This window comes from Vibrio gallaecicus, from assembly GCF_024347495.1.
In the GTDB taxonomy this organism is placed as follows: Bacteria; Pseudomonadota; Gammaproteobacteria; order Enterobacterales; family Vibrionaceae; genus Vibrio; species Vibrio gallaecicus.
The window spans coordinates 1,658,240-1,670,213 of sequence record NZ_AP025490.1 but is presented as its reverse complement, the minus strand read 5'-3'; the positions used below and the strand labels follow the sequence as shown (position 1 = coordinate 1,670,213).

Sequence of the window (11,974 nt, the reverse complement as noted above, 5' to 3'; positions counted from 1 at the left end):
GCTCCAAACCAAACGTTGCCATGATGGCAGTAGATAGAAAAACAGAATGGCAAGTGCCATTCTGTTTATGAAGATTTTTCGAAGTTTACTTAACTTTTTCTCTTGCCAGCAACTGTGAAGTGATCACCAAGATTAAGGAGACGACTAACATCACGGTTGCAAGTGCGTTTACTTCTGGTGATATCCCAACTTTTACCATGGAGTAAATTTTCAGCGGTAATATTTCATAAGTTGGACCAGTAACAAACGAACTGATGATCACATCGTCTAATGACAGAGTGAAACTCAATAACCAACCTGCAGCAACGGCAGGTTTAGCTAAGGGAAGGATAATCTGTTTTAAGATCGTCCACTCACTTGCACCTAGATCTTTTGCTGCTTCAAGCATTTTTACATCGAAACCATTTAAACGGCTGTAAACCGTGACAACGACAAATGGTAAACAAAATGTGATGTGCGCAACCAGCAAGGTAAAGAAACCTAATTGCACACCCATCACTAAAAATAGAGCAAGCAATGAGATTGCCATTACGATATCTGGCGACATCATTACAATAAATAGCATGCCATTCACCGCACCTTTACCCTTAAATTGGTAACGGAATAGGGCAACGGCAGTTAAGCTCCCAATTAATGTAGCGGCTGTTGCTGAAAATACTGCCACATTCAATGAATGCCAAGCGGCTTGCATTAAGCTATCGTTATTGATTAATGCGTCATACCATTTTGTGGTGAAGCCACCCCATTTCATACCAAACTTATTGGCATTAAACGAGTTAGCAATTAATACGATTATTGGCAGGTATAAAAACGCATATACCAACGCCATAAAGCTAAACTTAACTGTGCGGCCCATTAATCTAGTTCCACTTTTTTGTTCAATAGTCTGCCTGCTCGGTAATACGCATAAAGCATAACAGCCATAGCCATGGTTAAAGCAATACTGGTTGCAGCGCCAAATGGCCAGTCTCTAGCATTAAGGACTTGGCTCTTAATGACGTTACCAATCAGCAAGTTTTTCGCTCCGCCTAATAAATCTGAAATGTAGAACATTCCTAAAGCTGGCAGTAGTACTAATAAACAACCACCAATAATGCCAGGCATAGTTAAAGGCAACACAACTCTTATCAAAGTTTGAAACTTGTTTGCGCCTAGATCTTTTGCTGCTTCTAGGTATGTTCCATCCAATTTTTCGATAGCCGAATACAGAGGCAGAATCATGAAAGGTAGCAATATGTAAACTAAGCCAATCATCACTGCGGTTTCGCTGTACATAATACGAATCGGCTTATCAATAATATCTAGAGCAATAAGCGACTTGTTTAGGATCCCTTGAGTACCAAGTACAATCTTAAGACCGTAAGTTCTGATCAATGAATTGGTCCAAAAAGGAACAATCACAAGAAACAACATGATTGGTCGCCACTTTTCAGGCATTTTCGCAATGATGTATGCGAACGGGTACCCAATAACCAAACACAATAAGGTCGCAATTATCGCCATGTAGAAAGAGTGAAGTAGCACTTTCAAGTACAGGGGATCAGCCAAGCGTAGATAGTTATCTAACGTGAAAGTCATCTCAATCAAGTTGGCTTCATCACGAGTAAGAAAACTTGTTCCAATAATCATGATATTTGGAATCATGACGAATAGGATTAGCCATCCACCAATTAAAGCGATGATGGCATTTTGTAAATTAAACTTCTTGCTCATCTTTAAGTACCACTTCCCAGCTTTCAACCCAAGTAATCGCAACTTTTTGTCCTAATGAGTGATCAACATCGGGATCATCTTCATTGAAGAATTCACTTACCATTACGCGCATTCCAGACTCAAGTTCAATAACAGAATCTAGCGTCATGCCTTTATAGGTACGCTCTACGACATGCCCAACAATACCACGCTGTTCAGACTCTTTAATTTCTTCAATTCGAAGATCTTCAGGCCTTAGAAGTACTTGTAGGCAGTCACCTTGAGCTATAGCTTTGTCATGATGAATGGAGCATTCAATGCCTTCTATCATCGCAAGTATACGATTGTCATCCTGACGAGAAATTGCTTTAGCTTCGAAGACGTTAATTTCTCCAATGAAACGAGCAACAAAGAGGTTCTTTGGTTCTTCGTAAATCTCTCTTGGTGTTCCGTCTTGCTCAATGACACCGTCTCGCATAACAATGATACGGTCAGACATTGATAATGCTTCTTCTTGGTCATGCGTGACAAAAATGAACGTAATACCAAGTTGGCGTTGCAATTGTTTAAGCTCTATTTGCATCTGTTTACGTAGTTTGTAATCAAGTGCTGAGAGTGATTCATCAAGTAATAATACTTTAGGCTTGTTTACAACAGCTCTTGCGATAGCAATACGCTGCTGCTGACCACCAGAAAGTTGATGTGGTTTACGCTGTGCCATTTTCTCTAAACGTACCATCTTCAAAGCTTCCATAACTCGGATTTCGATATCGTCGTTTGAAACTTTTTGCATTCGTAAACCAAATGCCACATTGTCGAAGACAGTCATATGTGGAAAAAGGGCATAGCTTTGGAAAACAGTGTTTACATGCCTTTGTTCAGCAGGGACTTGGGTTACATTCTGTTCAGCTAATAGAATTTCACCGCTATCTGCCGTTTCAAAACCCGCAATCATTCTTAGCACCGTGGTTTTACCGCAACCAGAGGGACCTAATATGGTAAGAAACTCACCATGATTTACATTTAAATCGAGATTGCCGATGACTTCCTTACCATCGAAACTTTTACTAATACCAGTTAACTGTACGACTGGTTTTCCTACTGATTGTTTAGCGTTCAACGTCTGTTTATCTCCACCTTGGTCCGTATTAGGATGACCTGCTGCTATACACTTTAAGGCGCGCATCATAATCACCAAAAGTGTGAATTCAAAGCATTTTTTAACGTTAGACAATAAAAAATTTCACAGGTAAAACTCGGTATTTCTATCCATACTATAATCTATAGCGTAAATGATAGTTTAAGTGGTTAATTATCAATCAAAAAGGCAAGAAAGCAAGGCTTGTTACAGAATCATATTTTAGTTTACATACGACATATGCGTATAATGAACCCAATTTTTTATCAACAAGTTAGGTGGCTCGTATATGTATTGTCTACCTAGGAAGAACTATGAATAACGACATTGAAAAAGATTTTAATTTAGGCGGGAGCATTGAACGCGCTCTTTCTGGAAATTACGAGCTAAAAGCCACGGCCGTTTTTCAGGAAGCATGGAAATATACGGTTAATCATTTTCTCTCTTTCTCTCCTGCTATTGTTGCTTTGATGTTTATTCAACTTGCAATCTTCTACATTGCATTACAGCTTCAACTTGGTGACCCAAGCGTTATACTGGATGCCGTCATAGACCCTGAAGCTTTTACCCCTCAAATTGTTGAATCAATCTTCATTGCAAACTTCAGTTATGAAGTTGTCAGTGCGCCGATTTACGCTGGTATTAGTTTAATGGCAATGAGCCATGCTGCTGGTTTGAATACAAAGCTTAAACATATTGGAAAAGGGCTGCAGTTCACGGTACCAGTCATTTTAGTGACTTTGTTTAGCCTGATGCTTCAAGGCATTGCTGGTATGATCCTCCCATTCTTGTCTATTTACTTTTCATTAGCTTTCAGTCATTCGATTCTACTCATTTGTGAAAAGAAAGTGCCTCCGATGCAAGCGCTGTTGCTTTCACTTAGAGCGATTAATAAGAAGATCTTCGTTGTTGCTTCAATCTACCTATTAGTTATGTTGATGTTTGTCATTGCTGCGATGATGTATGGAATTGGGCTGATTTTCGTACTGCCATTTTTCTTTCATGTGAAAGGCATCTTATACCGTGAGATGTTTGGCATTAAGCTCAAAGTCATCGCATCTGATCGCCCGCATGACTCAAATAATGATAACGATAGTGATAATGGTAGCAACCCGAACTCTGATGTTTTCAATGCTTAAAGCTTGTTAATAGTAAAGCTGACTAATAAAAGATCCGAATATGACTAAGTTTGAAAATATCATTAGCTCTAAATCAACAAAATTCCTTGCTTTTGCAGTTGTTGGAGCTGTTTCATTTATAGGTCCATATATTTATGAACAAGAAGAGCGTCGTAAATCCTTGCAAGCCAAGAAAACAGAGCAACCTGAAATCAGTGTTGAAATGTTGCCTACGTCGACTCCAGATTTTGGTGCTATAGGAGATGTAAATGAGAAGAAGGATTCCTTTTTCTCTTACCTTCGTCCGAGTATCCAAATTGAAAATAATCGGATAACCAAAGAACGTAGGCATCTTCTTAAATGGGCAGACAGTGGTATTGAATCTTTATCTGCAGAAGAGCTGTCGTATGCGAAACGGTTAGGAAAATTATACAGTTTACCTCTGTCAACCGAGGGTTTAGATAATACTTGGTTATCCGAAATGTTAAATCGCGTGAATGTCTTGCCCGAAGCTTTGGTTTTATCACAAGCCGCGAATGAATCGGCCTGGGGAACATCACGTTTTGCTAAGCAAGCGAATAATTTCTTTGGACAATGGTGTTATTCGAAAGGCTGCGGCTTAGTTCCTTTACAAAGAAATGAAGGCAGTACTCATGAAGTTGCCAAGTTTTCATCTAGCCAAGAATCAGTACATCGTTACTTCATGAATATAAACCGAAACCTTGCTTATAAAGAGTTAAGGGGCATCCGAAGTGATTTATCCGATGCTAGACAAGAATTGTTAACACACAATACTGCGACAGAATTGACAAACGGTCTGCTGAAATACTCTGAAAGGGGCTCTGCTTATGTGGAAGATTTGCAGGCTATGATTCGCCATAATCAAAAATATTGGGCTCAGTAATGAGTTTGAAACATCACCTTGATGTCCACTCTACATATAACAAGATAATTAGAATGAAAAAAACGACTATCGCAATACTCGCATCTTTAGGGCTTGCTTTTGCAATTCCAGCTTCTGCTCAAGAATATATGTTTACCTATTCAAAACTGTATACACAGTTAAAAAACAACAATAAAGAAGGGCATGATGATGTAAAAGTTGCCGTTTTCTTTATTGATCAAGAAACACAGAAAATATGTAATATCAAAAAAGCTTGGATGGAAAAAGAAGAGCATTATGAAGAGTTTGATATCCCTAGTTCGAATGAATTCCCTCTACCAATAGATAGCAACTTAAGATCAGCGAACCCTCTCATTTTTGTCCAGACTGAAGAAGAAGTATGTGATTACTCGCTTGTCGTAATGACAAAAGAGCCACTTGACGGTTCCGTTTCCTATGAAAATATCGAAACACTCCTGCCGCAAATGCAGATCATGTTAGAGGACTTAAGTGGTATGTTTTCTAGTTGGTTTACGCCTAAGATTACCGGTGTAACATTAGAATTTGCAAACAACTTAAACAGTGATATTAAGACTTCCAGCGGTAAAAGCATCCCTATTATTGATGGTAAAGCTCGTTTTACTTTAGACGACCTACAAAAAGGGGATACTTTAGTGTTACCTGAAGCCACTCAACGTGTACTTCCTTACATTCCTGCTCAATAATCACTACAAACAGTTAGTTATGAAGCGAATGACTAAACCTATATTGGCGGTCTATATAAGCTTCATAACTACTTTTAGAGAATGCTGAAACGTAGAAGCAATAAATACTATGTTCTAAAACGGCATTACTTCTTAATAAACTCAGATGTTTTATCTCTAGTTAGTATTTCAACATTAAATAAAAATCCGTATAATCCACGCCCTTAAAGAATCCACCAAGCAAAGCTACCGTCGGTTACTCGACAGTGTGAGAGTCGTAATGAATCAAGTCGATAATAGAAAAGAAACACACGAATTCAACAAACTTCAGAAGCGTTTAAGAAAAAATGTTGGTAACGCCATTGTTGATTACAACATGATCGAAGAAAATGATGTTGTTATGGCATGTATCAGCGGCGGTAAAGATTCATTTGCGATGTTGGATATCTTACTTAAGCTTCGTGAAGTTGCTCCAATCAAATTTGATGTAGTGGCTGTTAACTTAGACCAGAAACAGCCAGGTTTCCCTGAACATATTCTTCCTGACTACTTTGAAACATTGAATATTCCTTATTACATCGTAGATAAGGATACGTATTCGGTCGTTAAAGATAAAGTGCCTGAAGGTAAAACGACTTGTGGTCTTTGCTCTCGTTTACGTAGAGGCACACTTTACTCATTTGCTGAGAAGATTGGCGCAACTAAGATCGCTCTTGGTCACCATCTAGATGATATTGTTGAAACTATGTTCCTCAATATGTTTCATGGCGCACGCCTAAAAGCAATGCCGCCTAAACTTCGTTCAGATGATGGTCGCAATGTTGTAATCCGCCCTCTGACTTACTGTCGTGAAACGGACCTTATTGAATATGCGGAGCATAAAGAGTTTCCAATTATTCCTTGTAACCTATGTGGTTCACAAGAAAATCTTCAACGTCAAAATATTAAAGCTATGCTTATCGATTGGGATAAGAAGACCCCTGGTCGAGTAGAAAAAGTGTTTAAATCAATTCAAAACGTAAGCCCAAGTCAGCTTGCTGATAGAGAGCTATTTGATTTCGAAAACTTACCCATTGATCGCAGCAGCGAACGTGAACAATATGAATTCGCTGAAGCGGAAGTTTCGTCATCAAATATTGGCTCAGCTCATATTGATGAATCTATGTTTATTGATGTAACGAATGTCTAAGTCAAGCTTAGAAAATAAAAGCCCCGGAAGTCGGGGCTTTTTTGTATTAATAATAAAAGTCATTGTTTAGGAATTCTTAAAGGAAATATCAATATACCTTCTAATTATTGTCACTTACTTAGCAATATTAGGGTCCAAAGGGCTGATATAACCATTTGGCTTCAGAGCGAGAACATCACAGTTTATCTTATCAATTACATGCTCAGCAGTATTGCCGATGAAAACGGCAGATAAGCCGGTACGTCCGGTTGTTCCCAAAATTACCATAGCTGCACCATTGTCTTCCGCTACTTGCGGGATAACATCTTCAGGAAGACCTTGCTGTACAATAGTTTGTTCTTCACATAAATGATGTTTTTGGCGAAGTGCTTTCATTGCAGTTAAATGGTGACCACGAACAGCATCAGTATATGACGTAGGGTCAAACTCAGGGAGTTCAATTGTGATGTTGGCTGGAGTCAGAGGGTAGGCGTTAACTAGGAATGGCTCAGCATTCAAGCGTCCTGTTATTTCCAATAGCCTTTCGACCATAGAGTCATTTAGTTCAATGTGAGTATCATTTTCTGAGCCGACATGTACAGACGCATAAATTTTTGCATGATCTGGCCAGAATTCATTCTTAACTAATAGAACTGGGCAAGGGCACTTACGTAATAAATGCCAATCCGTTGGGGTGAAAATGACAGACTCTAAAGTGTCGTGCTTACGAGTTCCTTTAATAAGGATATCGTGTTCACCAGAGAAAACCTCAGCTATGGTTGCTTCATACGGTCTATTATGCCAAACCACTTTGACATTAAACTCAATTGAATCATCTATATAAGGTTCAGCAACTTTATTCATCCAAATTTCACGTTGATGAATAACACCTTTTCTCATTGCATCGCGTTCATCGGGTGAAAGCATGGATGTCATATCATATGAGAAATCATAAATCGATAGGAAAAAAGTAATGTGACTTGTTGAAGCACTCTTTTTAGCGAGTTGAATTGCACGAACAAGAGCTGGTTGCTCATCGTGATTAATGTCGGCGACGACTAGAATTTTGCTATAGATACTCATAACTAAGCCTACTATTTGGACTAAACCATATAATTAATGTAGCGCAGTTAAAGAGAGATTAAGAGAAATATAGGAGGATTTTAGAGAGAAATATGATGTAGCTCATTATTGAACTACATCATTGATAAATCAGTTATTCTTTTGAAACACCAGCTAATTCCATTAAGGCATCATGGTCTTCGATAGTGATGTATTTACCTTTAACGCTTAGAATGTCTGCTTTTTGAAAGCGACCTAGCAAACGGCTAATAGTTTCAACGGTTAAACCAAGGTAATTACCAATGTCACCGCGAGTCATCGTCAAACGAAATTCTCGTGGGCTGAAACCACGTTGAGAGAATCGAGTTGAAAGGTTGAATAAGAAAGCAGCTAAGCGCTCCTCTGCATTCTTTTTAGACAACAGAAGAATCATTTCTTGGTCGCCTTTAATTTCATTACTCATCAAGCGCATGATCTGCTGGCGAAGCTTTGGCATTTTTCCTGATAAATCATCTAAGATTTCGTAAGGAATTTCACAGACCATAGAGGTTTCTAAAGCTTGAGCAAAGCTAGGATGCATATCTTCTGTGATAGCATCAAAACCTACTAAGTCACCGGCAAGGTGAAATGCAGTAATTTGTTCATCACCTTGTTCGGTAATGGTGTAACTCTTAATAGTACCAGAGCGAATCGCATACAGAGACTTAAGCTCGTCTCCAGCTTTGAATAACTCTTGACCTTTTTGAATAGGCTTTTTTCTTTCAATGATCTGATCAAGTTGATCAAGTTCAGATTCATTCAAAGTAAATGGGATACAGAGCTGGCTAATACTACAATCCTGGCAGTGGATTGCACAGCCACCAGACTGAACACGTTTCGTCACAGGCTTTTCAGAAATCATAACAATCTTTCACTATTTGATATACGTCAATATTTTAGCATTCCTTCTCCCCAAAAGGTAGTAAAAAAACCGCATTAAAAGATTGATCATACGGTATAATTGATGAGCTGTATCGCTATATATCCGGTATACAAACCGTAGATAAAGATTAAAACTGCACCTAACTGACGGAACAGAGTAGCTTGCTGGATTCTTTTTATAAGGTTTGCCCCCACTCCAACTGCTAGCATGGCGGGTAAAGTACCTAGACCAAAAGCTAGCATTATCCCGGCTCCGTTAAGGGAGCCACCAGAAACGGCAGCCCAAGTTAGCATCGAATAAACTAAGCCACATGGCAGCCACCCCCAAATAAAACCAAAAGGTAATGCATGTGAAGGATGCTTTAGAGGAAGGAATGATTTACCAATAGGCGAAATATAACGCCATAACCGCTGACCTAACTTTTCAAAAGCAAGCAAGCCAAACCACCATTTACCAATATACAAAGCCAAGATAATCATGAATATTGCAGTGAATAAACGCAGCCAACCGAGCAAAGCATTAAACTGGCTGAGTTCTCCGATAGATGAAATAGCCCCGCCAACAATAGCTCCAATCAATGCGTAACTTGATAGGCGACCTAAATTATAAAGTAGTGGGGTCATTGGTGATGGCTTCTGACTGCCAATAGAAAGTAAAGAGGCAATACCACCACACATACCCATACAATGACCGGCACCAATTAAACCGATGAAGAAAGCGCCAACCCAATCAGGAGTCATGAGGTTTCTTTGATGTGTTCATTTCTTTGCCACTGTCTTCATCGAATAAAATATTGTGACCCTGGCGCTCTAAATCTTCAAACTGTTCACTTTTAACAGCCCATAGAAAAACGCCCACAGCAACACAAACCAAAATGATCGCAATTGGGATCAAGATGTACAAACTTTCCATTACTTACGTTCCTCTTTTAAGAGCCTTAAAGAGTTAGAGACTACTATAATTGAACTTGCAGACATGCCAACTACTGCAATATAAGGCGCAACTAATCCAGCTACTGCTAGAGGCAATATAAGTAAGTTATACCCAAGAGACCATGCAAGGTTCTCTCTGATGATTTTACGAGTTTTCAACGCTAATATACGTGACTTAAGTAGCCTATCTAATTTATCACCGAGTAAAATCATGTCCGCAGATGCTTTTGCAACGTCAGTGCCACCACCCATTGCAACGGATAAGTGTGCCCCAGCTAATGTTGGAGCATCATTGATACCATCACCAACCATCATGGTTATATCATTCGAGTCAGTTGAATTAAGGTAGGCTAACTTATCCTCTGGTTTTGCGTCTGCGACAACATCTTGTATACCAATTGATTTGGCAACAGGGAGTGCATTTGCCAGTGAATCACCGGTTAGCAGAGTTGTTTTAATTCCGGCATCAGTAAATTGTTTGATGAGCTCTGCACTTTCTTTTCTTATTGGGTCTTCATATGTAAAAGTTGCTATATGTTGTCCATTTAAAGCTAAGTAAATACCGTTACTCTCTGCCGTTTCGGCGTTATCTAATATAAATCTTGCACTCCCGATAGAGATAGGTTGTCCGTTAAAAGTTCCTTCAATTCCAGAACCAATAATGTTGCTGACGTTATCGACAAGAAAATGTTCGGATTCAAACTCTCGAAATGCTTTGGCTATTGGGTGGTTCGCATGTTTTTCCAAGCTAGCGGCTAGAGCCAAACATGTAGGTTCATCAATATCAGATTTAGTATCTACACGGGCGATACGAATATCGCCTTCAGTTAAAGTGCCAGTTTTATCAATGATTAAATGATTCACTTTACAAAGTGTTTCGAACACATGCCCTTTACGCAATAAAATACCTAAATTGCCCATACGAGATGTCGAGCAAGTGATTGCGGTAGGTGTAGCAAGAGACAAAGCGCAAGGGCAGGTCGCAACAAGTACAGATAGCATTATCCAAAAAGCATCTTCAGGTTTGGTTTGGTGCCAATACAGCCAAGTACCGAAAGATATGATCAAAATGATTGCGACAAAGTAGCGGGCAACAACATCGGCTATTTCTGCAATTTTTGGCTTAGATAACTGAGCTTCATCTTGTAGCCGAACAATATTAGATATCATTGAGTCTGCTTTCGATGTAGTGACTTCCAATTCAAATGACTCATCACCATTCAATGTACCCGCAAAAACAGAATCATTCTCAGATTTCACTACGTGTACGGATTCACCCGTTAACATTGATTCATCAACATGTACTCTTCCTGAAAGAACCAAGCCATCCGCTGGTATATGTTCTCCAGGCAAGACGCGAATTTTATCTCCAACCTTTAAGGTTTTAACGGGGATTTGTTTACCATCTAAAGTGGTGGCCATCGCAGGGATTAATTTGAGTAGATTTCCACTAGCTGCCGCAGCCTTTCTTCTGGCTCTCATTTCTAGGAAGCGACCTAAGAGCAGGAAAAAGGTAAACATTGAAATGGACTCAAAGAACACTTCGCCTTGTTCTGTTACGGTAGCCACTAAGCTAGCGGCATAAGCAAATAGCAGTGCGATAGAAACAGGCACGTCCATTCCTAGTGTTCTGCCTTTTAAACTTCTCCAAGCATTAATGTAGAAAGGTAGGGCTGAGTAAAGTAACACGGGAGTGGCAAATATTAAGCTTACCCAACGGAAGTAACTTTTAAATTCAGGTTCTAGGTTGCCAAAAACTTCTAAATATAATGCAACGGCAAGCATCATAACCTGCATGGTTGCAAGTCCTGCCACTCCAAGTCGGTAGAGATAGTTTTTCATCGAGCGATGGTAAGCAGCTTCTTGTTGATCGGCTTCAAAAGGTGCGGCTTTATAACCGAGCGAGTGAATGGCAGACAATAATTCACTCAATCTTACTTTTGACTTGTCCCAACTAAGAAGAGCTCGATTCGTTGTGGTGTTTACTCGAATACTGTAGACACCTATTTTTTTAGATACTTGCTTTTCTATTAGCCAAGCACAAGCCGCACATGAAACCCCTTCAATCGAAAGGGTAACTTCTGAGACATCTTGGCTGTTTCGGACAAACTCTTGTTGCACATCTTCATTGTCGTAGTGTGCAAGAGCTCTTAATTGCTCAGGAACAAGATCGGCTTTTTCAGCTGGAGCTGTCCTATATTGATAATAAGAAACTAGACCGCTATCTACGATAGTTTGAGCAACCGTCTCACAGCCTGGACAGCACATTTCTCGTTCTGAACCTAAGATTTCAACTTTAAAATCGGTGTTTGCTGGTACATCTTCACCGCAGTGGTAACACGATTCGTTCATAGT

The 11,974-nt window shown here is 39.5% G+C and carries 12 protein-coding genes; 4 read left to right on the top strand and 8 right to left on the bottom strand.

Annotated features, from left to right (window positions below; genetic code table 11):
* Nucleotides 1-85: 85 nt before the first annotated feature.
* From potC to potA, 3 genes are read right to left on the bottom strand one after another with little or no spacing between them, the layout of a single operon-like run.
* A complete protein-coding gene (potC, locus tag OCU78_RS07235) occupies nt 86-856 on the bottom strand; it encodes a spermidine/putrescine ABC transporter permease PotC (RefSeq protein ID WP_137373215.1) in 771 nt (256 codons plus the stop codon).
* Nucleotides 856-1,713: a spermidine/putrescine ABC transporter permease PotB gene (gene potB, locus OCU78_RS07230; protein WP_137373216.1), complete on the bottom strand. Its 858-nt coding sequence runs from the start codon at nt 1,711-1,713 to the stop codon at nt 856-858. The genes potC and potB overlap by 1 nt, the downstream gene beginning before the upstream one ends.
* Nucleotides 1,697-2,812: a spermidine/putrescine ABC transporter ATP-binding protein PotA gene (gene potA / locus OCU78_RS07225; protein ID WP_137373309.1), complete on the bottom strand. Its 1,116-nt coding sequence runs from the start codon at nt 2,810-2,812 to the stop codon at nt 1,697-1,699. The genes potB and potA overlap by 17 nt, the downstream gene beginning before the upstream one ends.
* Nucleotides 2,813-3,144: 332 nt before the next feature.
* Here potA and OCU78_RS07220 point away from each other — a divergent pair, with 332 nt between their 5' ends.
* The 4 genes from OCU78_RS07220 to ttcA all read left to right on the top strand — a co-directional run bounded on the left by OCU78_RS07220 (nt 3,145) and on the right by ttcA (nt 6,724).
* On the top strand, nt 3,145-3,969 hold the full coding sequence (locus OCU78_RS07220; protein ID WP_137373217.1) for a DUF2189 domain-containing protein: 825 nt from the start codon (nt 3,145-3,147) through the stop codon (nt 3,967-3,969).
* A gap of 40 nt (nt 3,970-4,009) precedes the next feature.
* The gene (locus tag OCU78_RS07215) at nt 4,010-4,852 is read left to right on the top strand and encodes a glucosaminidase domain-containing protein (RefSeq protein WP_137373218.1); all 843 of its coding nucleotides are present in this window, start codon (nt 4,010-4,012) and stop codon (nt 4,850-4,852) included.
* A gap of 53 nt (nt 4,853-4,905) precedes the next feature.
* Nucleotides 4,906-5,556 carry a DUF2987 domain-containing protein gene (locus OCU78_RS07210; RefSeq protein ID WP_137373219.1) on the top strand — a complete coding sequence of 217 codons (651 nt, stop codon included), beginning with the start codon at nt 4,906-4,908 and terminating at the stop codon, nt 5,554-5,556.
* A gap of 259 nt (nt 5,557-5,815) precedes the next feature.
* Nucleotides 5,816-6,724 carry a tRNA 2-thiocytidine(32) synthetase TtcA gene (gene ttcA / locus OCU78_RS07205; protein ID WP_137373220.1) on the top strand — a complete coding sequence of 303 codons (909 nt, stop codon included), beginning with the start codon at nt 5,816-5,818 and terminating at the stop codon, nt 6,722-6,724.
* A gap of 114 nt (nt 6,725-6,838) precedes the next feature.
* Here the strand turns inward: ttcA and uspE are convergent, their stop codons facing one another.
* From uspE to OCU78_RS07180, 5 genes are all read right to left on the bottom strand, one after another.
* Nucleotides 6,839-7,786 carry a universal stress protein UspE gene (gene uspE, locus OCU78_RS07200; RefSeq protein WP_137373221.1) on the bottom strand — a complete coding sequence of 316 codons (948 nt, stop codon included), beginning with the start codon at nt 7,784-7,786 and terminating at the stop codon, nt 6,839-6,841.
* Between the two features lie 133 nt (nt 7,787-7,919).
* Entirely contained in the window at nt 7,920-8,666 is a 747-nt protein-coding gene (locus tag OCU78_RS07195; RefSeq protein WP_137373222.1) for an FNR family transcription factor, read from the bottom strand.
* 86 nt (nt 8,667-8,752) lie between these two features.
* Nucleotides 8,753-9,427: a sulfite exporter TauE/SafE family protein gene (locus OCU78_RS07190; RefSeq protein ID WP_137373223.1), complete on the bottom strand. Its 675-nt coding sequence runs from the start codon at nt 9,425-9,427 to the stop codon at nt 8,753-8,755.
* Nucleotides 9,417-9,599: a cbb3-type cytochrome oxidase assembly protein CcoS gene (ccoS, locus tag OCU78_RS07185; RefSeq protein WP_137373224.1), complete on the bottom strand. Its 183-nt coding sequence runs from the start codon at nt 9,597-9,599 to the stop codon at nt 9,417-9,419. Before ccoS ends, OCU78_RS07190 begins: the two co-directional genes overlap by 11 nt.
* Complete coding sequence (locus OCU78_RS07180) at nt 9,599-11,971, bottom strand: heavy metal translocating P-type ATPase (RefSeq protein ID WP_137373225.1); 2,373 nt, start codon at nt 11,969-11,971, stop codon at nt 9,599-9,601. Before OCU78_RS07180 ends, ccoS begins: the two co-directional genes overlap by 1 nt.
* Nucleotides 11,972-11,974: the final 3 nt, after the last annotated feature.